The organism is Arsenophonus endosymbiont of Aphis craccivora (genome assembly GCF_013460135.1).
Lineage (GTDB): Bacteria > Pseudomonadota > Gammaproteobacteria > Enterobacterales > Enterobacteriaceae > Arsenophonus > Arsenophonus nilaparvatae.
Map to the genome: position 1 here is coordinate 1,536,513 of NZ_CP038155.1, position 21,616 is coordinate 1,558,128.

The 21,616-nt window shown below is 39.7% G+C and carries 15 protein-coding genes and 6 pseudogenes; 3 read left to right on the top strand and 18 right to left on the bottom strand.

Features of this window, described 5'->3' with window-relative positions; translation table 11 throughout:
• Nucleotides 1-48: 48 nt before the first annotated feature.
• The 7 genes and pseudogenes from acnA to E3U36_RS13475 form a co-directional block, all read right to left on the bottom strand.
• Nucleotides 49-2,664, bottom strand: a pseudogene (gene acnA / locus E3U36_RS07880) (aconitate hydratase AcnA).
• Nucleotides 2,665-2,707: 43 nt separating this feature from the next.
• Complete coding sequence (locus E3U36_RS07885) at nucleotides 2,708-3,631, bottom strand: IS5 family transposase (RefSeq protein WP_180816144.1); 924 nt, start codon at nucleotides 3,629-3,631, stop codon at nucleotides 2,708-2,710.
• A gap of 64 nt (nucleotides 3,632-3,695) precedes the next feature.
• Nucleotides 3,696-4,331, bottom strand: a complete 636-nt coding sequence (locus E3U36_RS07890; protein ID WP_180816146.1) for a heme ABC transporter ATP-binding protein — start codon at nucleotides 4,329-4,331, stop codon at nucleotides 3,696-3,698.
• Between the two features lie 10 nt (nucleotides 4,332-4,341).
• Nucleotides 4,342-5,328: a FecCD family ABC transporter permease gene (locus tag E3U36_RS07895; protein WP_180817588.1), complete on the bottom strand. Its 987-nt coding sequence runs from the start codon at nucleotides 5,326-5,328 to the stop codon at nucleotides 4,342-4,344.
• A pseudogene (locus E3U36_RS07900) lies at nucleotides 5,328-6,151 on the bottom strand (heme/hemin ABC transporter substrate-binding protein). The gene E3U36_RS07895 and the pseudogene E3U36_RS07900 overlap by 1 nt, the downstream one beginning before the upstream one ends.
• Nucleotides 6,152-6,171: 20 nt before the next feature.
• Nucleotides 6,172-6,642 (bottom strand): annotated as a pseudogene (locus tag E3U36_RS13470) (ChuX/HutX family heme-like substrate-binding protein).
• A gap of 84 nt (nucleotides 6,643-6,726) precedes the next feature.
• Entirely contained in the window at nucleotides 6,727-7,224 is a 498-nt protein-coding gene (locus E3U36_RS13475) for a ChuX/HutX family heme-like substrate-binding protein (protein WP_238337428.1), read from the bottom strand.
• Between the two features lie 415 nt (nucleotides 7,225-7,639).
• Between E3U36_RS13475 and E3U36_RS07910 the strand changes: the two genes are divergently transcribed.
• Entirely contained in the window at nucleotides 7,640-8,563 is a 924-nt protein-coding gene (locus E3U36_RS07910) for an IS5 family transposase (RefSeq protein ID WP_180816040.1), read from the top strand.
• An 884-nt stretch (nucleotides 8,564-9,447) separates the two neighbouring features.
• Here E3U36_RS07910 and E3U36_RS07915 read toward each other — a convergent pair.
• Nucleotides 9,448-10,404, bottom strand: coding sequence for an IS5 family transposase (locus E3U36_RS07915; RefSeq protein WP_180816148.1), 957 nt, complete (start codon nucleotides 10,402-10,404; stop codon nucleotides 9,448-9,450).
• A 110-nt stretch (nucleotides 10,405-10,514) separates the two neighbouring features.
• Between E3U36_RS07915 and fadA the strand changes: the two are divergent.
• Nucleotides 10,515-11,687, top strand: a pseudogene (gene fadA / locus E3U36_RS07920) (acetyl-CoA C-acyltransferase FadA).
• A gap of 72 nt (nucleotides 11,688-11,759) precedes the next feature.
• On the opposite strand, the gene fre reads toward fadA, so the two are convergent.
• The 3 genes from fre to pepE form a co-directional block, all read right to left on the bottom strand.
• Nucleotides 11,760-12,461, bottom strand: coding sequence for an NAD(P)H-flavin reductase (gene fre / locus E3U36_RS07925; protein ID WP_180816150.1), 702 nt, complete (start codon nucleotides 12,459-12,461; stop codon nucleotides 11,760-11,762).
• Between the two features lie 10 nt (nucleotides 12,462-12,471).
• A complete protein-coding gene (gene ubiD, locus E3U36_RS07930; RefSeq protein WP_180816152.1) occupies nucleotides 12,472-13,944 on the bottom strand; it encodes a 4-hydroxy-3-polyprenylbenzoate decarboxylase in 1,473 nt (490 codons plus the stop codon).
• A 117-nt stretch (nucleotides 13,945-14,061) separates the two neighbouring features.
• Nucleotides 14,062-14,787, bottom strand: a complete 726-nt coding sequence (gene pepE, locus E3U36_RS07935; RefSeq protein ID WP_180816154.1) for a dipeptidase PepE — start codon at nucleotides 14,785-14,787, stop codon at nucleotides 14,062-14,064.
• 148 nt (nucleotides 14,788-14,935) lie between these two features.
• On the opposite strand from pepE, the pseudogene rfaH reads away from it, so the two are divergent.
• A pseudogene (gene rfaH, locus E3U36_RS07940) lies at nucleotides 14,936-15,421 on the top strand (transcription/translation regulatory transformer protein RfaH); the annotation flags it as partial.
• Nucleotides 15,422-15,443: 22 nt separating this feature from the next.
• Here rfaH and tatC read toward each other — a convergent pair.
• From tatC to rmuC, 7 genes and pseudogenes are all read right to left on the bottom strand, one after another.
• On the bottom strand, nucleotides 15,444-16,208 hold the full coding sequence (gene tatC, locus E3U36_RS07945; protein ID WP_180816155.1) for a Sec-independent protein translocase subunit TatC: 765 nt from the start codon (nucleotides 16,206-16,208) through the stop codon (nucleotides 15,444-15,446).
• 9 nt (nucleotides 16,209-16,217) lie between these two features.
• Nucleotides 16,218-16,748 carry a Sec-independent protein translocase protein TatB gene (tatB, locus tag E3U36_RS07950; RefSeq protein ID WP_180816156.1) on the bottom strand — a complete coding sequence of 177 codons (531 nt, stop codon included), beginning with the start codon at nucleotides 16,746-16,748 and terminating at the stop codon, nucleotides 16,218-16,220.
• Nucleotides 16,709-17,050 (bottom strand): annotated as a pseudogene (tatA, locus tag E3U36_RS13480) (twin-arginine translocase TatA/TatE family subunit). Before tatA ends, tatB begins: the two are co-directional and overlap by 40 nt.
• A gap of 111 nt (nucleotides 17,051-17,161) precedes the next feature.
• Nucleotides 17,162-18,799 (bottom strand): ubiquinone biosynthesis regulatory protein kinase UbiB, encoded by a 1,638-nt coding sequence (gene ubiB / locus E3U36_RS07960; protein WP_180816158.1) that lies wholly within the window; start codon nucleotides 18,797-18,799, stop codon nucleotides 17,162-17,164.
• Entirely contained in the window at nucleotides 18,780-19,427 is a 648-nt protein-coding gene (locus tag E3U36_RS07965; protein ID WP_180816159.1) for a ubiquinone biosynthesis accessory factor UbiJ, read from the bottom strand. Before E3U36_RS07965 ends, ubiB begins: the two co-directional genes overlap by 20 nt.
• Nucleotide 19,428: 1 nt before the next feature.
• Nucleotides 19,429-20,184 carry a bifunctional demethylmenaquinone methyltransferase/2-methoxy-6-polyprenyl-1,4-benzoquinol methylase UbiE gene (ubiE, locus tag E3U36_RS07970; protein WP_180816160.1) on the bottom strand — a complete coding sequence of 252 codons (756 nt, stop codon included), beginning with the start codon at nucleotides 20,182-20,184 and terminating at the stop codon, nucleotides 19,429-19,431.
• A gap of 88 nt (nucleotides 20,185-20,272) precedes the next feature.
• Nucleotides 20,273-21,610 carry a DNA recombination protein RmuC gene (gene rmuC, locus E3U36_RS07975; RefSeq protein ID WP_180816161.1) on the bottom strand — a complete coding sequence of 446 codons (1,338 nt, stop codon included), beginning with the start codon at nucleotides 21,608-21,610 and terminating at the stop codon, nucleotides 20,273-20,275.
• Nucleotides 21,611-21,616 lie beyond the last annotated feature (6 nt).

Here is a 21,616-nt window from a genome sequence, read left to right on the forward strand (position 1 = left end):
AAAAACTGTCTGCTTTTAACAGAGCAGTTTTTGATGGTTTAAATCCGTTTATTTTAACATTTGACGAATAACATACTGCAGAATACCGCCATGACGAAAATATTCTAATTCAGTCATCGTATCAATGCGGCAACGCATCGCTATTGTCGTTTTCTGATCATTTTTATCAGTAATGGTTACTTTAATCATCTCGCCTGGGGTAATCGATTGCAAGCCTGCAATGTCAATTGTCTCATCACCGGTCAATTTTAACTTTTTACGGTTTACATTAGCCGGAAATTCTAACGGTAAGACCCCCATACCAATCAAATTAGAGCGATGAATTCGTTCATAAGATTCAGCAATAACCACTCTTACCCCGAGTAATAGGGTTCCTTTAGCCGCCCAGTCACGACTAGAACCGGAACCATACTCTTTGCCAGCAATAATTGCTAAAGGTATATTTTTTTGCTGATATTGCATGGCGGCATCATAGATTGCTAGCTGATTCTGTGTTGGTATATAGCGAGTAAATCCCCCTTCAACCCCAGGAAGCATCTCATTACGAATACGAATACGAATATTGGCAAATGTGCCTCTCATCATAACTTCATGATTACCTCGCCTCGAACCATACGAATTGAAATCTGTTGCTTGTACGCCATGGGACTGTAAATAATGGCCGGCTGGGCTATCCGCTTTAATATTTCCAGCTGGTGAAATATGATCGGTCGTAACATAATCACCCAAGATTGCAAGAATATGAGCAGCATGAATATCAGTGATCGGCGCCGGCGCAAGCTGCATGCCATCAAAAAACGGAGGATTACGAATATAAGTTGAATCAGGTTGCCATGAATAAGTGGCTGAACGTTTTACATCAAGTGCCTGCCATGCTTCATCACCATCAAAAACTGCATTATATTCTTTATGGAACATGTCAGATTTTACTAACTGTATTGCCTCAGCAATTTCCTGACTGGTAGGCCATATCTCTTTTAGTAAAACATTTTTACCATTTTTATCTTGTCCCAACGGCTCATCAGCAAGATTTACTTGCATATTACCCGCTAACGCATAAGCTACCACTAAAGGTGGTGATGCCAACCAATTGGTTTTTACTACTAGATGGATCCTACCCTAAAAATTTCTATTGCCTGATAGCACCGAACCTACAGTTAGATTATGTTTTTTGATTGCTTCTTCTATTGGCGCCGGTAGTGGCCATGAGTTACCAATGCAAGTGGTGCAGCCATAGCCAACTAGATTAAAAACTACTTGATTTAAATAATTAGTCAATCCCGCTTTAGCTAAATAATCAGTAACCACTTTCGAACCTGGCGCTAACGAAGATTTTACCCAAGGTTTACGCACTAAACCTTTTTCAACCGCCTTTTTAGCAAGTAATCCTGCCGTCATTAAAACACTTGGATTTGAAGTATTGGTACAGGAAGTTATCGCCGCAATAACAACCGCTCCCTCTTGTAACTGAAAATTTTTAACATCATAACTGACGGATGGCGCTGGCTCTTTGGTTGATTTATTTAATTCAAGCTCGACTGAATCTTTAAACGCATGCTGAACCTGGCTTAATTCAACCCGATCTTGAGGGCGTTTAGGCCCAGCCAGACTAGCTTCCACCGATGCTAAATCTAATACTAAGGTACTTGTAAAAATAGGCTCTTCACCTGGATGGCGCCATAATCCTTGTGTTTTAGTATAATTTTCAACTAAAGCAATTTCAGCTTCCGAACGCCCTGTTAACCGCATATAGCTTAAAGTGATTTCGTCAACCGGGAAGAAACCACATGTAGCGCCATATTCAGGATACATGTTGGCAATGGTAGCCCGATCCGCGAGCGGTAAATCAGCTAAACCATCACCGTAAAATTCAACAAATTTACCCACTACGCCATGTTTACGCAGCATTTGGGTGACAGTCAAAACTAAATCAGTAGCGGTGATCCCTTCGTTTAGTTTGCCAATTAATTTCAAACCAACTACATCTGGAATGAGCATCGAAATCGGTGGTCCCAACATTGCGGCTTCTGCTTCAATACCGCCCACTCCCCAACCTACAACTTCGAAACCATTGATCATAGTGGTATGAGAATCAGTACCAACCAATGTGTCTGGATAAGCAAACAATTTTCCTTCTCGTTCTTCATACCACACCGCCTTACCTAAATACTCCAAATTTACCTGGTGACAAATACATGTTCCGGGCGGCACAACTCTAAAACGATTAAATGCCTTTTGTCCCCAACGTAAAAATAGGTAACGTTCATGGTTGCGTTGCATTTCAAATTTTACGTTATCACTAAAGGCTTGAGGAGTGGCAAATTCATCGACCATAACCGAATGGTCAATAATTAAATCGACCGGCGATAATTGATTTACCTTATTAACATCACCACCTAATCGCTGCACAGCTTCGCGCATTGCAGCGAGATCAACCACTGCTGTCACACCAGTAAAATCCTGCATCAAAACTCGGGCTGGTTGATAGGCAATTTCACGCTCGGCATGCCCCGTATGCTGCCAATCAACCATAGTCTGCAAATCTTTTAATACAACAGATTTTCCATCCAGATGGCGCAGCAAATTTTCAAATAGTACTTTAAGTGATTTTGGCAGATTCAAAATATCACCTAACTGTTTGGCTGCAATAGGGCTTTGTTGAATAAATCAGAATTAGCCGCCAGGATGGCTCCCTCTGCTACAGCTGTTATCCGATCCTGACGCTGTGTGGCATACCCAACAACGTCATACGGTTCAGCGCTTTGACCATCGCCATTGCTTCACCTACCTGAGCCTCATAGTCACGCAGGCTCAGATGGCCACCCAGCAAAGTTTTTATGCGGAACATCGCTGTTTCTGCCACTGAACGCCGTTGATAACCCACTTTCTTTTTCCACATATCATTACTCCTGCTCAGACGCTGATTCGCCACCGCATGGTTACGTTCATGGTACTTGTCCGGCCAGTATTTCGCTCCGCTTCGCGGCGGGATAAGGGGCCTGATTTTCTTTCTTAGCAACGCATCGTGGCAGTAACAGGCGTCATAAGCACCGTCTGCTGACACTTCCCTGATTTTCCGGTGGGTTTGGTTAATCAGGCCCGGCAGTGCCTGCGCATCTGTCGTTCCGCTGAGCGATAAGTCGGCACAGATAATCTCATGAGTCACACTGTCTGCTGCCAGATGAAGCTTGCGCCACACTCTTCGTCTGTCAGCCCCATGCTGCCTGACTTTCCATTCACCTTCGCCAAAGACCTTCAGACCGGTACTGTCGATGACCAGATGCGAGATTTCACCACGCGTTGGCGTTTTTATGCTGATGTTGACGCTCTTTGCTCGTCTGCTGACCAGCGAGTAGTCCGGACAGCACAGCGGCAAAGACATGAGTTTAAAAATCGAATCAACGAAGCCCTGTAATGCCCGGAGCGACAGGTTAAACACACGCTTCATCATCAGGACAGTGGTAACAGCCATATCGCTGTAGTAAAGCGGCCAGCCACGACCTTCAGGCGAAGAACTGTCAGTCCATCCAGCGATGGCCGACTCATCAAGCCAGACCGTCAGGGAACCGCGTTGTCTGAGTGCCTTGTTGTACGCGGGCCAGTTGGTAATTTTAAACTTTTGCTTTGCCATGGGGACCTGATGTTGAAACGAATTTAGCGATCAGCTCCGCCAATCACCTAAAAGTTAGATTTATTCAACAAAGCCCTGCTAGGTTTAAATCATGTAATACACAACAGATGCCAATAGATTGTTCTCGATTTAATCGATGTAATAAACGTAAACTTTGCTGCTGATGATAGAGATCAAGTGCCGAGGTTGGTTCATCCAAAAATAAGTAGCTATTATTGGGCTCAGGCTGCCAAAGCTGAACTATAACTCGTGCTAGCTGAACACGTTGTTGTTCTCCGCCAGAAAGTTGTTGGTAATTTCGATAACGCAAGGCCAGGCAGTCTGTTTGTATTAATGCACTTTCGATAGCTTGATTGAAATAATAACTACCATAAGGAGTTCGTCCCATTGCCACAATTTCTTCAACGGTAAACGGAAAGTTGAGTTGGTTATGTTGACGCATTACCGCACGTTTACGCGATAATTTATTAATATCCCAGGTTGCCAGCGATTTCCCTTCTAATAAACAGTCTACAGTATGTGGTTTAAGAAAGCCGGTCAATAAACGTAGTAAAGTCGATTTTCCGGCACCGTTAGGACCGATAATAATACTTATTTGGTTGTGATAGAGTGACAGTGATAAATTATCAATAATATTTTGACTGTTTACGCTATAACAGAGTCGTTTTGCTGCAATAAAAGGTGGGGAAGAGCGGCACATAATTTTATTACTAACCTTGTGACTGTTTTAAAATAAGATAGAGAAAATAAGGGGCACCAATTAACCCGGTAACTGGAATTGCTGCCGGTGTGGCTATGGTACGAGCGATGGTATCAGCAGTAAGTAGTAAAGCGGCACCGGCTAAAGCACAAGCGGGTAATAACCATTTATGGTTGGTGCCAAAGCTTATTCTAATAAGATGCGGGACAACTAAACCAATAAAACCAATTATTCCACTTAGCGCAACAGCACAACCAATTAAAAGTGAGCTAAGTAGTAACAGGATAAATTTTGTTTTTTTTACTTTTAAACCGAGATAATGGGCCTCTTCATCACCTAATTGTAATAAATTAAGTTTCTTACTTTGTTGTAAGGTAATAAGTGTGGTCAGTGAGATGATGGTGGAGGCAATGGCTAATATGGCACCATTATTTTGACTTAAAGAGCCCATCATCCATAATGTAAAGCTGCGTAACTGTTGGTCATCGCTCATATAGCTAAGTACACCAATGAAAGATACGCATAATGTATTAATCGCTATGCCTGACAAAAGTAATGTTGTTAAATGGCCATTTGAATAATGGGTTAATGAAAAAATAACTATTGCAATAATAAAGCCACCAGCAAACGCGGCTATCAGATAACTATAGTCACTTAACAGTGAAGAACTGGGGAAGGGAAGAACAATAAAAAGCGCAACCCCAAGGGCTGCTCCGCTACTAATACCAAGTAAGCCTGGATCGGCTAATGGGTTACGAAATAGCCATTGCATAATAGCACCCGCAACGGCTAATGCACAGCCGACTAATAATGCCAGCAAAATACGTGGTAAGCGAATAGTTAACCAAATTTGCCAATGATTATCGGTTAATGGTAGTTGCCAAAGTGTGTTAAACGACAAAACCATTGCACCCACATTTGCCGCCAGTAAGGTAATTAAAATAACAATACAAAATAAAATGAATAAGCCCAATTTTGGATAAGCGAATTGTTGCATCATTTATTGGTTTTTTCCAAAGTATCACGTATTTTTTTCATAACGCTAGGCGTCGACAAGCCGAATCCGAGCAGCCCTAAATCATTAACGACGAGTAATGCTTTGTTTTTTCCGGCAGGTGTCATATTAATACCCGGTAATCGCTAGACTTTTTCTATTCCACCTAAAGAGCAGAGCCCTTCAAGGGTAATTAAAATCCAATTAGGTTGGCTGGCAATGATGGCCTCTTGAGAAAGTGGCAAATAACCATTAAAACCTTGCAATGCATTTTTGGCCCCGACCGTTGAAATAATACTATCTGCAGCGGTGCGTTGACCGGCGAATAGCGGTACAGTTCCATTATGGCTCAATATGAAAATGATTTTTTGTTGCAAAGGAGCAGTATTAATTAATGACAATTACTCATTAAATTTATCGATGAGTTGTTCACCTTTTTGTGGCTGGTGGATAGCGTTAGCAATGGTGCGAATTTTTTCTGGTATGGCTGCCAGAGAAGGTGTTCCTGTTACTTTTATTATTTTTACTCCTGTTTGTTGAATTTGTTTAGGACTAAATCGGGTTTAGCTTGTTCACTTGCTAAGATTAGTGTCGGGTATAGCGATAAAATGCCTTCAGCATTTAACATACGCATATAGCCTAAGTCAGGAAGCTTTAATACCGATTCTGGTTGACGACTGGTGCTATCTCGAGCAATAACCTGCTTTCCTTCATTAATGGCAAAGATAATTTCAGTAATATCCCCTCCAAGGGTAATAATGCGTTCATTTGCATGTGAATAAGGAATGAGTAAAAATATGATGATGTAGAGAAGCCCTAATTTCATATTAAGTTTAACTCCTGTCATTATATTTTAGTTAAGGTTGAAATTTGCTTTTGCCAATCTAATTGTTCAGGTTCTCCTTCGGTACGTTGACCAAATAGTTGAATGACTTGATTGCCATAGTGATCAAAAATTTCCAGGCTGGTGACTATACCATCCTTGGTTGGTTTACGTGTTACCCAACTGTTAGCGATGCCAGTTTCAATCACATTGAGGGAGAATTTTATATTTCAAACATTAATTTTTTGTAGCGCGCTTTGTTTGTCATGATAAGCCGCCAGTTTTTGAATACATCCGGTAAATATTTGCATGCATCCAAGGTTACCAACGAAGATCATAATTTCATTTTGTTGATTAAAGGCTGAGTGCAGGATGTGATAGAGAGAATGATTATTAACCTGATAAGCAAGTTCGTCGCTAACTGCGGCGAAGATTTGTTGCCGTTTGACATTATGTTTTTGCAATAATTGAAAAAATTGATGTAAATTGGTCATATTGCGCCAATCTGTTTCTAGTTGTTTTTTTACCGCTTCGTTAATATGTGGTGGTTGTTGATAGGCAGTAATAGGACGCAAATTTCATGGTGGATTGGCGGTCATTTGATATTGATTGATTAACTTATACCAAACAGCCATATTGGTTTTTTCAGTGGCATAGATCTTATGTACGGTATTACCATAATGATCAAAAACCTGAATACTGTGCTGTATATTATCTGAAAATGTCTCAGTTAAGGCAAAGCTGATTGCCCAGTGATCAAGAAAAATACGCAAATCCAGTTCTCTGGGATTAAGAACAATACCAGTCAGGTTGTTTAAACGAATATTTTTGAATTCACCGATATGGATATGAGTGGCATATTTATTATTGGTAATTGCTTTTATTTCACCTAGATTTGCTAATTCAGGTAATAATAGTGTTGGGTTTATATTTAACCGTTTAGCATCATCAGCATTTGCACATGCATAAATCAATTCTGCTTCTGTGACATTTAAATAGTTTGCCGATTCTGCCATTGATTGCAGATTATTCTGCTGTTTTGCCTGCTGGTAGCGGTTATAAAGTGAATCGTTCATACTTTCATTTCCTTATTAGGTATATTTATATTGTGTTGATCCATAATTTATTTATTACTATTACTAACCTGCTATGCCTAATGTTGGACATAGGTGTAAATTGTAGGGTCTCTCTAATTTATTAAATTTAAAATCCTGTTTGTCATTACTAATAGCTTAAATAGAAATCTTTAGCTCTATAAACCACTTGTTGCTGTAGATTGTCTGATTGTTATTATTTTGTGTGTTTTTTGCGCTAAAAAACGTATTTATAACAAAATTTTGATCTGATAGAGAGAGATTTCGCAATAAAATTAATTGCCATGAGTAAAATAAATAAGTAATTACTTATGACTTGCTAGGCTTTGTTGAATAAATCGAACTTTTAGGTGATTGGCGGAGCTGATCGCTAAATTCGTTTCAACATCAGGTCCCCATGGCAAAGCAAAAGTTTAAAATTACCAACTGGCCCGCGTACAACAAGGCACTCAGACAACGCGGTTCCCTGACGGTCTGGCTTGATGAGTCGGCCATCGCTGGATGGACTGACAGTTCTTCGCCTGAAGGTCGTGGCCGGCCGCTTTACTACAGCGATATGGCTGTTACCACTGTCCTGATGATGAAGCGTGTGTTTAACCTGTCGCTCCGGGCATTACAGGGCTTCGTTGATTCGATTTTTAAACTCATGTCTTTGCCGCTGTGCTGTCCGGACTACTCGCTGGTCAGCAGACGAGCAAAGAGCGTCAACATCAGCATAAAAACGCCAACGCGTGGTGAAATCTCGCATCTGGTCATCGACAGTACCGGTCTGAAGGTCTTTGGCGAAGGTGAATGGAAAGTTAGGCAGCATGGGGCTGACAGACGAAGAGTGTGGCGCAAGCTTCATCTGGCAGCAGACAGTGTGACTCATGAGATTATCTGTGCCGACTTATCGCTCAGCGGAACGACAGATGCGCAGGCACTGCCGGGCCTGATTAACCAAACCCACCGGAAAATCAGGGAAGTGTCAGCAGACGGTGCTTATGACGCCTGTTACTGCCACGACGCGTTGCTAAGAAAGAAAATCAGGCCCCTTATCCCGCCGCGAAGCGGAGCGAAATACTGGCCGGACAAGTACCATGAACGTAACCATGCGGTGGCGAATCAGCGTCTGAGCAGGAGTAATGATATGTGGAAAAAGAAAGTGGGTTATCACCGGCGTTCAGTGGCAGAAACAGCGATGTTCCGCATAAAAACTTTGCTGGGTGGCCATCTGAGGCTGCGTGACTATGAGGCTCAGGTAGGTGAAGCAATGGCGATGGTCAAAGCGCTGAACCGTATGACGTTGTTGGGTATGCCACACAGCGTCAGGATCGGATAACAGCTGTAGCAGAGGGAGCCATCCTGGCGGCTAATTCTGATTTATTCAACAAAGCCTGATTAATGATTAATGATTAATGATTAATGATTAATGATTATACTTAAATTATTTCAAATTTGTTGCGCTAAAAATTTTCCAAAATACCGATTAATACCGTACAATTAAATTTCATTAATTTTAACATTAGTATGATTAAATAATAATCTTATATAATTATACTATAAAGTGAAATTTTTATTGAGATAATTCTTAGTGATAAAACCTTAGAGTTATCTTAATATAATGCTTATAGATTAACCTCTTTATAAATTATTGGTTTCAATATTCCTAGCATTATTATGCAATAAAAAATCATGAAACCTACAGAATATTGCTGTGTGTAGTCCTTGCCTGTCAGCCCATGATAGGCTTTTTTTTCTATTGCAAATAGTAATATTAATGATAATCAATTGATTTATAATGATATTATTGACTTTTATTTATAAAATCTAAAGCGCATCTGCTATAAAGTAAGATACTTACCTATAAATATTCATATTTTTAATTAAACCTGCCAAATATTGATTAATAATAAAACATGCATAAACTTTACCTGTTATTCATTTACCATTCAATTGATTATCTAATACCATATATTATTATTTGATTTCTATTATATAACAGTAAATAAACCTTATTCTATATTATAATCTGGTCTGTCATCCGTCCAGCTATAATTAAACATATAATTTACAAATTTCAACGATGTTATTTTTTTTAACGTCACTGAATATAAATAAAATAGTAAAAATAACCTAAAGTTAACAATAAATAAGTGAATGGAATAACATGAAAATCAAATAAAAGTTTTGAACGATATATTGGCTTTGTTGAATAAATCAGAATTAGCCGCCAGGATGGCTCCCTCTGCTACAGCTGTTATCCATCCTGACGCTGTGTGGCATACCCAACAACGTCATACGGTTCAGCGCTTTGACCATCGCCATTGCTTCACCTACCTGAGCCTCATAGTCACGCAGCCTCAGATGGCCACCCAGCAAAGTTTTTATGCGGAACATCGCTGTTTCTGCCACTGAACGCCGGTGATAACCCACTTTCTTTTTCCACATATCATTACTCCTGCTCAGACGCTGATTCGCCACCGCATGGTTACGTTCATGGTACTTGTCCGGCCAGTATTTCGCTCCGCTTCGCGGCGGGATAAGGGGCCTGATTTTCTTTCTTAGCAACGCGTCGTGGCAGTAACAGGCGTCATAAGCACCGTCTGCTGACACTTCCCTGATTTTCCGGTGGTTTTGGTTAATCAGGCCCGGCAGTGCCTGCGCATCTGTCGTTCCGCTGAGCGATAAGTCGGCACAGATAATCTCATGAGTCACACTGTCTGCTGCCAGATGAAGCTTGCGCCACACTCTTCGTCTGTCAGCCCCATGCTGCCTGACTTTCCATTCACCTTCGCCAAAGACCTTCAGACCGGTACTGTCGATGACCAGATGCGAGATTTCACCACGCGTTGGCGTTTTTATGCTGATGTTGACGCTCTTTGCTCGTCTGCTGACCAGCGAGTAGTCCGGACAGCACAGCGGCAAAGACATGAGTTTAAAAATCGAATCAACGAAGCCCTGTAATGCCCGGAGCGACAGGTTAAACACACGCTTCATCATCAGGACAGTGGTAACAGCCATATCGCTGTAGTAAAGCGGCCGGCCACGACCTTCAGGCGAAGAACTGTCAGTCCATCCAGCGATGGCCGACTCATCAAGCCAGACCGTCAGGGAACCGCGTTGTCTGAATGCCTTGTTGTACGCGGGCCAGTTGGTAATTTTAAACTTTTGCTTTGCCATGGGGACCTGATGTTGAAACGAATTTAGCGATCAGCTCCGCCAATCACCTAAAAGTTCGATTTATTCAACAAAGCCCTTCAACAGCAAATAATAGGCTTAAGGTCGTGATCATGGAAAATGTTGTAATTATTGATAGCATACGCACCCCAATGGGGCGCTCGAAAGGCGGGGCTTTTCGCCAGGTCAGAGCAGAAGAGTTGTCCGCCCATTTAATGACGCAATTACTAAGCCGTAATCCTGCCCTCAATAACAATAAAAATGATATTGACGATATTATCTGGTGGTGTGTACAACAAACCTTAGAGCAAGGATTTAATATTGCTCGTAATGCTGCGCTATTAACAGATATTCCCCATACTGTACCCGCCGTAACGGTTAATCGGCTGTGCGGTTCTTCTATGCAAGCATTACATGATGCCGCCCGATTTATTATGTCAGGTGATGCCAATGTTGTGTTGGTCGGTGGTGTCGAACATATGGGACATGTTCCTATGACCCACGGCATCGATATCAATCGTAAACTTGCTATTCATATTTCTACCGATTCAGCTGCAATGGGATTAACTGCCGAGATGCTCGCCAGACAAAATCAAATCAGTCGCACTGAACAAGATGAATTTGCTTTACGTTCTCATCAAAAGGCAGATGAGGCAACTCATCATGGATGGTTTAATAATGAAATCGTAGCAACTGCCGGCCATGATATTGACGGCAATCTGTTTGCCATCAATCAAGATGAGGTGATTCGATTTTATGCAAATTTAGCCAGCCTGACGGCTTTACCTCCGGTCTTTGATCCTATTTCAGGCTCAGTTACCGCCGGAAATTCATCGGCGCTATCAGATGGTGCAGCCGCCATAATTGTTACCAGTGAAAAATATGCTAAAACACATGAATTAAGAGCAAGAGCTAAAATTCGATCTATGTCCGTTATTGGTTGCGATCCCACCATTATGGCATATGGACCTGTTCCTGCAACTAAAATTGCATTACAACGGGCTAATTTAACTCTCCAAGATATAGATGTTTTTGAAATTAAAGAAGCTTTTGCTGCACAAGCTCTGGCTTGTTTAAAAGATTTACAGCTTATCGATAAAATGGAAGAAAAAGTTAACATGCATGGTGGTGCGATTGCCTTAGGTCACCCTTTAGGGTGATCTGGTGCACGGATCATCACTTCTTTACTAAATATTATGGAACGGAAAGATGCTCAGTTTGGTTTAGCTACTATGTGTATTGGTTTTGGACAAGGCATCGCTACACTTGTTGAGCGGATTAAATAACTAGTCTACTCTTTATGGTATGTTGTTGCTATTTTCCCGCCCAGAAGGGAGGTTTTTTTTTTGTTATTATATTTAGATAAATTCGAATGCATCACCATAAAGATATTCAGGGCTGATCCCCCTTTCACTACAAAAACGTTCCCTCGCGATTTTTGCCATTTCAAAACGCCCGGCAATGTAAATTTCATATTTTGTAAGAGAACCAAAGTCATACAATACAGCACTCAAAACCGTACCTGTCCGTCCTAGCCAATCTGATTCAGGTTGTTCAACAACAGGAATCATTTTTACGTTGCGATATTGCTCTGAAAGAGACTGCAATTCACCCAAATCATAAAGGTGCTCTAATCTTCGTCCTCCCCAATAGAAGGTAATATCTCTATCAGGGTTTTCTTCTAATGCAGCATATAAAATAGAGCGGGTATAAGAAAATCCGGTTCCCCCGGCAATAAGAATTATTGGTTTTTTACTTCCCTGGCGAAACCAAGCTTTACCATGAGGAATATCAATATTGATACTATTTTGCGCAAAAATACGCTCCATCACCGCCATGGCATAAAGATTAAACTCTGACGCACCAATATGAAGCTCAATTAGTTTTTTTTCTGAAGGAATTGAAGCCAAGGAAAATGGACGCTTATCACGCTCATCCATAATGACCATTAAATATTGACCGGCACGAAAGGAAAATTGACCATCAGGTAATAAGCGAACGCGATAGACCGTATCAGTGATAGATTCTATAGAAACTACCTTACAACTTAATGTCGACATTCACATCCTCTCATAATTTAAAAATATCCAATTCATGCCAAATGTCATCTATCCGTTTTTTTATTTTTTCTGTCATAACAATTGGACGACCCCACTCTCGTTGTGTTTCACCCGGCCATTTATTGGTTGCATCAAGTCCCATTTTTGAACCTAAACCTGAGAAAGGTGACGCAAAATCAAGATAATCGATCGGGGTATTTTCCATCATAACGGTATCTCGTGCTGGATCCATTCTGGTTGTTATTGCCCAGATAACATCATTCCAGTCACGTGCATTAATATCTTCATCACAGACAATGACAAATTTTGTATACATAAATTGACGTAAATAAGACCAAGCCCCCATCATAACGCGCTTAGCATGCCCAGCATATTGTTTCTTTATTGTTACCACGGCAAGCCGATAAGAACAGCCCTCAGGAGGTAAATAAAAATCAACAATTTCTGGAAACTGTTTTTGTAATATAGGGACTAAAACCTCATTTAGTGCAGCACCCAAAACCGCGGGCTCATCAGGGGGCCGGCCGGTGTAAGTTGAATGATAAATAGCATCACTACGTTGAGTAATATGCGTAACGGTAAATACCGGAAATTTATCAACTTCATTATAATAACCAGTGTGATCACCATAAGGGCCTTCCGGTGCAAATTCTTCAGGATCAATATAACCTTCCAGAATAATTTCTGCACCCGTCGGTACCTCAAGCTCATTAGATATACATTTTACAACCGTTGAACGGTGTCCGCGTAATAATCCCGCAAATGCATATTCGGAAAGCGTATCTGGAATAGGTGTCACCGCGGCTAGAATAGTAGCAGGATCAGCCCCTAAAGATACTGCGACAGGAAAAGGTTTAGCGGGATATTTATTACACCATTCTTGAAAATCCAATGCCCCACCCCGGTGAGATAACCAACGCATAATCAACTTATTTTTAGTTAATAGTTGTTGCCGATAGATACCTAGATTTTGCCGTGTCTTATGAGGCCCTCGAGTAACCGTCAATCCCCATGTTATAAGTGGTGCGACATCTTCTGGCCAACAATGCATTATGGGAATACGAAATAGATCAACATCGTCACCTTGCCAAATCTGTTCTTGACAGGCTGCCGACTTTAACCTTTTAGTTGGCATATTAAGAACTTGCTTAAATTTTGGTAACTTGTCGATTAAATCAGCGAATCCATTAGGTGGATCCGGTTCTTTAAGAAACGCCAATAATTTGCCAACTTCATGCAATGCTTGGATATTTTCTTGCCCCATCCCCATCGCAACGCGTTCAACGGTCCCAAATAAATTACACAGAACTGGCATAGAAAAACCTTTAGGGTTTTCAAATAACAGTGCAGGCCCACCGGCCCGCAGAGTTCTATCTGCTATTTCTGTCATTTCTAAATAAGGATCGACTTCATAGCTGATACGCTTCATTTCTTTTTGTTGTTCTAATAATGATATGAAATCTCTCAGATCACGGTATTTCATTATATATTTTCTACTTTTTAATTTGCTGGAGCTTCATTATAAATTGTTCCATGCAGGTTACCAATCAAGGTTCAGTCTGTTCAGATTAGTGAATATTTTGAATTAATTACAATGCAATTAAATACATTGATAAGGAACCCATTTTTTTAATATTTTTGTATCAAATTGCTCTGGAAAATGTTGGTTATACTGAAAAATCTTAAATCCTTCATTTTTGCCACTAAAATAATGTAGTTCATTATCTTTAATCTGTAAGCCACTACCTTCACGTAAGGCAATAACAATTTCATGGGGATTGATCACACACAACTCAGCAATACGATCATCTCGAGTTTCTCCCATATGCCCACTAATATGACTATCAATATAGTGCGGATTAATTTGTATTGGAAATAGCCCCAAGGAAGGCATTACAACTACATTAGTTACAGGCATATCATTGGTGGTTCTTATACTAGGAGTGGCGACATTGCATCCTGCACTCCAGCCAATATAGGGAATATTACGTTCAAAAACAGCACGTTGAATAGCTACGATCAATCCATTTTCATGCAGGCATTTATTTAGCCACCAAGTATTTCCTCCACTAACTAAAATACACTCCGCTGACTCAATCGCCTCTACAGGCGACTCAAAGTGTTCAATCGAAACCACTTCAATACCTAATGATTGACTAAGCTCAGCCGCACGTTGATTATGATCACCGCGTAAGACAGCATAAGGAACTAATACTGCTTTGCGGATCTGACGACGTTGAAACATATCTTTTAAACGTGATGTTGAATAATTTAGCCATTGAGAATTCGTAGTTAATCGACCATTGCTAAGAAGAAAAATATCCATCTATCCCTACCTTTTATTAGATCATCATATAAAACTATATTAATTGAATCATAAAGAATTAATCATGCTGGTTCTGGCGACATATCTTAATAATTTATAATTTGATATAATGATAAAGTGTAATTTTATTTTTGAGTCATAACATGGAAATTGGTATCTTCTTTACTGTAACCGCGGGCAAATAGAGCGAGCAATAGAAAATCTAAAAAGACAGCATGTTATCTGCTTAACGCCAGAAGCTCAAATACAAAAAATGGTGCGAGGCAAACGCATCACAATTACTGAAGCATTATTTCCAAACTACCTTTTCGTTAAATGTAATCCTGAAGAAATCCATACCACAACGATACGTTCAACTAGAGGGGTTAGCCATTTTATTCGATTTGGCCTCTATCCTGTGATCGTACCAGATAATATTATTAATGAACTAAAATCCGCATCTAAACAAGAAATCGTGGCACCAAAGACTCCAGTATCAGGTGATACTATCATCATTACTGAAGGTATTTTTGAAGGCCCAAAAGCAATTTATTCAGAACCTGATGGTGAAAATCGTTCAGTTATTCTTCTTAATATCCTTAATCAAAATGTAGCTAAGCTAATAGATAATAAACAATTTAAGAAAAGTGATTGATTGTCATTAAAAAAATAGCGTTTTATTCTATTATTTCATTAGAATTGTTATCATCTGCTGCTTTGCGGCTCTTACCAACATAAAATCGTGACAACAACAAGCCCAATTCAAATAATAAATACATTGTTACCGCCAATATGGTCTGAGAAAACACATCTGGTGGTGTCAAAAACATACCTACAATAAAAGCACCCACAATAATATAAGGACGCTTACGTTTTAAAGAATTGGGCGTAATAACGCCTGTCCAGCAAAGTAGAATAATAGCAACTGGAACTTCAAACGCCGCACCAAAAGCCATAAAAAGTGTCATAACAAAGCTGAGATATTTACTAATATCAGGAATTAAATTCACACTTTCTGGTGTGGTTTTTACAAAAAAACCAAATGCTAAAGGAAAAACAACAAAATAGGCAAAAAGCATCCCCAGGTAAAAAAGTACACTACTGGAGACCAGTAAAGGAAACATCAAGCGCCGCTCATGCTTATAAAGGGCAGGAGCGATAAAAGCCCATAACTGATATAAGATCACTGGAATAGAAATAAATACCGCTACCATAAACGTCAGTTTAATAGGGGTAAAAAAAGTTGATGCCACATCAGTCGCACTCATGCGAGAACCGACGGGGAGCTGTTCAATCAAGGGTGCAGCAACAAAATGATAGATATCATTGGAAAAATAGACCAGAGCTAGAAAAACCACTGCAACTATAAATAAGCTATAAAGAATACGTCTACGTAATTCAATTAAATGGCTAATAAGTGGTTGAGGATCATCGATAGACATAGACTAATCTTAAACGTTAGTTTGATCAGAGCGCTTTTTTACTTTCTCTGGTGGAGATTTGAGCGTATTTTTACTTTTAGTAGGACTATCTGACGCGGTTACCAACTGATCAGTCTGTGCTGGCTGAGATGGTTCATTGGTTGTTATCGGTATTTCTTCATCTATTTTAGTTGTGCTATTTTCATCAAGATCGCTAGTAAATGCTTTTACTTTAGCCAATTCTTCTTCGATACGACTGTTCGATGATTTATAATTTTTCTTTAATAGCTCAGTAGATTCTCTCAATTCTTCCATCGATTGTTTAAGTTCCGGTGAAATGGTCTGTAATTGTGCTTTTTCTTCTGCCTTCCTCAAGGTTTCCTGCAATTCCTGCAATTTTAACTCTTGTGAGAGTTCATGCTGAACGTTAGCAACCAATGAACGCAACACACGTATCCAACCGGCAACCGTTTTGACGGCTATCGGCAAACGCTCCGGACCAAGAACCACTAGGCCAATAATCATAACCAATAACAGTTCACTAAAACCAATATCAAGCACGGTTTATACCTACTCTTTATTTTTTTACTTTCAGCCGTTTCTTTTGTCTGACTCGTCGTTGTTTTCTCAGTAATATTTTTGGGTTCAAAATCAGAATCAGTATGCTATTTTTCTGCTTTGTTACTATCATCAGTTTTACTGTGATCATCACTCATCGCTTTTTTGAAGTTTTTCAATGACTCCCCCAAATCTGAGCCGAGTGAGCGTAACTTCTTAGTACCAAAAATTAAAACAACCAGTAAAGCAATAATAAGAAGCTGACCGGGACTATCAAATGTAGCCATAGCAATTGTTGTTCCCATTGATATATACCTCTACGAAATTAGGTTCAACTATGTATAACCATATTATATACAACTAACTTTATATAAGAAACATGCAGAGCCTAAGATAAATATGTTTAAAGACAAACTTTAGCCAATTTTACCTGTTCGATACCATCCTATAGCCCATGAAATTATACCGAAACATATAAACCCAATAGCAGCAATTTTTGAATCGAAAATCTGCAATAAAGTACCACATAACAAGCAAGTTGCTCCAATTCCTAGCAAATATTGGCCTTGTCTTTGCTTTACTTGTCGCCCTTGTAGCTGTACTGCGAATTTATCGATACTATCTTGTAAATATTTATGCTGCTTAAGCGCTCCGTAAATAAGATCGGGAATTTCTGGCATTTTTTCTGCCCAATAAGGTGCTTTTTCCTTAAACGCACTAATAATCGCGGCTAAACCCATTTGTCGATGTAGCCAATCTTCAAGAAAAGGTTTAGCTGTTTTCCACAAATCTAGTTGAGGATAAAGCTGCCTTCCCAATCCTTCAATATAGAGCAAAGTCTTTTGAAGTAATACTAACTGAGGCTGAACCTCCATATTAAAACGACGGGCGGTATTGAATAAATTGAATAAAACATGACCAAAAGAAATTTCAGCTAGCGGTTTCTTAAAAATTGGCTCACAAACGGTTCGAATGGCAAATTCAAAATCTTCTACATTAGTATCTGCTGGTACCCATCCCGAATCAACATGTAATTCAGCTACCTTACGGTAATCACGATTAAAAAAGGCGATAAAATTTTCTGCCAAATAACGTTTATCTTCTTTATTCAGCGAACCGACGATACCACAATCAATACCAATATATTGCGGATCTTCAGGATGTTCTCGACTAATAAAAATATTACCAGGATGCATATCAGCATGAAAAAAGCTATCGCGAAAAACTTGGGTAAAAAAGACTTTTACTCCGCGTTCAGCTAATAACTTCATATTAATTCCCTGTTTCTTTAACGCGTTAATATCAGAAACTGGAATACCATAAATACGCTCCATAACCATCACATTTTCCCGACAGTAGTCTGAATAGACTTCAGGAATATAAAGCATGGAGCTATTTTCAAAATTACGCCTTAATTGGAGAGTATTCGCCGCCTCACGCAACAAATTTAATTCATCAATTAATGTTTTTTCATACTCTCGAACAACTTCTCGTGGACGTAAACGTCGTCCATCCGGGAAAAGAGGGAGCCAATTAGCCAGCCGATACATCAAGCCTATATCGGCTTTAATAACCGGCAATATATCTGGGCGAATAACCTTAATTACAATTTGTTTATTATTTTGTTTTAATTTTGCAGTATGTACTTGAGCAATCGATGCCGAGGCTAAGGGCACCTCATCAAAATCATCAAACCAGGTTTCAAGTGAACCACCTAATGACTGTTCTATATGTTGGCGAGCCAATCGGCCATCAAAACTAGCCACTTTATCTTGTAATAATGCTAACTGATCAGAAATTATCGTTGGAAAAAGATCGCGACGAGTAGATAACATCTGACCAAACTTAATCCAAACCGGGCCTAAATCTTGTAGAGCTAAACGTAAACGTTCACCAAGGGGTTTGTCTTTATGCTTATTTGATAACCAAAAAAAACAACGGCGTCCAATCCTTAAGGGTAAAGTAAATTTAATTTTGGGAATGAGTTCATCTAAACCATAATTTAGAAATACTCGAACGATAAAATAGAGACGTTTAATTTCTCCTGGTCTCATATTTTTCCTCCAATTTAGCTAAACGTTGTTCCAGTGCTGAAATATCTGCCACCACCTTCTCAACCTTATCAGCAAAACTGAGCACTTCCAATGTATTAGGAGACATTCGCCATTCTTCCACCAATACATTTTTAAACTGTTTTTTTTGTTGCGTTAGCAACCCATTTATTCCAACTATACCTTTTTTAACCCAACAACTCACAACTTCGGCAACAACATCACCGACATAAAGAGCAAGATCCCATTCAGTCGCATCTAGTAATGCAGACCAATGCTGCACAACTTGCATATCACCATCTATAACAACCCTACCGTCGTTGATCAGAGTCGAAAGTTGCTGTTTATCTTTAAGATGCCTCAAGGTCACTAACGCGGTTTTTATCACGCAATATGCCGGTGTTGGCCACTGGTTTACTACATCAACTCGTTGCTCAGAGAATATAAATATCAATGGTTGAGATAATTCTTTTAAATCAATCGCAAACACTTTGCCAACCAACCTTACTCTGGCTGATTTCAACGCCACTTCCTGATAAAAAAATCTATTCAACATAAGCTGTAAAAAGGAAGCAATTACGGCATATAATAGCGGCATTTTTGAATAGCTTCTGGTTGACGGGGTATCCATCTTAAAATTTGAACCCTCTGTGTAGGGCCACAATTCCACCACTCATATTGGTATAAGAAACTTGTTCAAAACCGACTAACTCCATCATTGCTTTTAAAGTGTCCTGATCCGGATGCATGCGAATAGATTCAGCCAGATAGCGATAGCTATCAGCATCTTTGACTATCATTTGACCAACTCGTGGTAAAATATGAAAAGAGTAGGCATCATAAGCTTTAGTTAATGCTGAAAAAATCGGTTTTGAAAATTCTAATACTAATAAACGACCACCAGGTTTTAACACCCTAAACATTGATTTAAGCGCTTTATCTTTATCAGTAACGTTGCGCAGGCCAAAAGAAATACTTATACAATCGAAGTAGTTATCAGGAAAAGGTAGTTCTTCAGCATTAGCCTGAACATAATTAACATTACCAACAATACCGCGATCGCGGAGCTTTTCGCGCCCCATTTTCAGCATAGAATCGTTGATATCAGCCAGAATAACCTCACCTTTTTCGCCAACTATTTTGGCAAATTTAGCGGTCAAGTCTCCAGTGCCACCAGCGAGATCTAAAATATGTTGCCCACGGCGTGCACCACTGGCTTCTATCGTAAAACGTTTCCAGATTCGATGGATCCCTAATGACATCAGATCGTTCATAAGATCATATTTGGCAGCCACCGAATGAAAAACAGCAGTAACCAAATCCGCTTTCTCATCCTTGGCTACTTTGCGAAAGCCAAAATCAGAGCTTTCTTTAATTGGATCTACCATAATTTGCGCTCATTTAATCATTATAATAATCGAAATTGTAATCATGTTTATTGTAAGATCTTATTTACGATCTAACGATTCTTCTTAATTATGATTTAGCAGTCTGTTTGCTAAATTCAATATCAATCGGGCGTTTAACTTCTATTCCTAATTCTTTTAAACTTTCCGCCTGGCTAATCAAATTACCTTTTCCTTCCGCTAATTTTTTGATCGCTGATTGATAATTCACCTGTGCTTTGTTCAAGCTCTGACCTAACACCTGTATATCATCGACAAATAACCGCATTTTGTCATACATTCTAGCAGCACGCTCGGCAATTACTTGTGCATTTTGACTCTGTCGTTCATAACGCCACAAATTATTAATTGTACGAACTGCCACCAATAAAGTTGAAGGACAAACGAGTAAAATATTATTTCTCAAACCTTCGTCAATAAGTTCAGGCGCTTCGCGTAAAGCAATCAAATAAGCCGGTTCGAGTGGAATAAACATTAATACATAATCCAGCGATCTTAACCCATTTAATTGATGATAATCTTTTCGGCCAAGTTCTTTTATATGATTGCGTACTGAATTAACATGCCCTCGTAATGCCGTTGCCCGCTGTTGCTCATCTTCGCTATTAAAATAGTGCTCATAAGCTGTCAATGACATTTTGGCGTCAATAACAACATCTTTACCTTGCGGTAGACGAATAATCACATCAGGTTGATAACGACTATTGGAGGTATTAATACTGACTTGAGTTTCAAATTCATGCCCCCGCCTTAGCCCAGAAGCTTCCAATATGTGAGAGAGAATTGTCTCACCCCAATTTCCCTGAATTTTATTATCCCCTTTTAACGCTTTAGTCAGATTAATCGTTTCTTTTGCCATCTCTGCATTTAATTGCTGAAGCTGACGAATTTCATGAGCTAGAGTATGGCGCTCACGCGCTTCCTGGCTAAAACTGTCATGTACCTGACGGCGAAAACCATCTAGTTGTTCGCGGAAAGGGGTTAATAGTGCAACTAAACTTTGACGGTTCTGCTCAGAAGCTCGACGTTCATTTTGTTCAAAAATACGATTGGCTAAATTCTCAAATTGAACATTTAACCGCTGTTCACTATTGAGTAACAGCCGCTGTTTCTCTTCAAAAGCCAGCCGTGTCTCTTCAAGCCGTGTCATGACTTCACGTAGTTCAACTTCTTGATTACGATTAATTTCCCTGTGTGACCTTAATTCTTGATCACGGTGCTCACACTCAATTTTCCAATATTCAAGATGGGTAATTTTTTCCTCATAGCTAGCTTGGATACTGTAAAAATCTCGCAATTCAGACTCTTTTTTATTCATTTTTTGCGCGATAATTAGCCAAATTAAACTACCACCAAAGAGTGTGCCGGTAAGAAAGCCAATAATTGCATATAATAACTGAATATCCACCTTGGT

Excerpts from the sequence above, each read along its gene's own strand:
- E3U36_RS07895 (WP_180817588.1), bottom strand. The coding sequence starts at position 5,328 with ATGCAACAATTCGCTTATCCAAAATTGGGCTTATTCATTTTATTTTGT.
- E3U36_RS07885 (WP_180816144.1), bottom strand. The coding sequence starts at position 3,631 with ATGGCAAAGCAAAAGTTTAAAATTACCAACTGGCCCGCGTACAACAAG.
- fre (WP_180816150.1), bottom strand. The coding sequence starts at position 12,461 with ATGTCGACATTAAGTTGTAAGGTAGTTTCTATAGAATCTATCACTGAT.
- pepE (WP_180816154.1), bottom strand. The coding sequence starts at position 14,787 with ATGGATATTTTTCTTCTTAGCAATGGTCGATTAACTACGAATTCTCAA.
- E3U36_RS07910 (WP_180816040.1), top strand. The coding sequence starts at position 7,640 with ATGGCAAAGCAAAAGTTTAAAATTACCAACTGGCCCGCGTACAACAAG.
- E3U36_RS13475 (WP_238337428.1), bottom strand. The coding sequence starts at position 7,224 with ATGAACGATTCACTTTATAACCGCTACCAGCAGGCAAAACAGCAGAAT.
- tatC (WP_180816155.1), bottom strand. The coding sequence starts at position 16,208 with ATGTCTATCGATGATCCTCAACCACTTATTAGCCATTTAATTGAATTA.
- E3U36_RS07965 (WP_180816159.1), bottom strand. The coding sequence starts at position 19,427 with ATGGATACCCCGTCAACCAGAAGCTATTCAAAAATGCCGCTATTATAT.
- E3U36_RS07915 (WP_180816148.1), bottom strand. The coding sequence starts at position 10,404 with ATGGCAAAGCAAAAGTTTAAAATTACCAACTGGCCCGCGTACAACAAG.
- ubiE (WP_180816160.1), bottom strand. The coding sequence starts at position 20,184 with ATGGTAGATCCAATTAAAGAAAGCTCTGATTTTGGCTTTCGCAAAGTA.
- ubiD (WP_180816152.1), bottom strand. The coding sequence starts at position 13,944 with ATGAAATACCGTGATCTGAGAGATTTCATATCATTATTAGAACAACAA.
- ubiB (WP_180816158.1), bottom strand. The coding sequence starts at position 18,799 with ATGAGACCAGGAGAAATTAAACGTCTCTATTTTATCGTTCGAGTATTT.
- E3U36_RS07890 (WP_180816146.1), bottom strand. The coding sequence starts at position 4,331 with ATGTGCCGCTCTTCCCCACCTTTTATTGCAGCAAAACGACTCTGTTAT.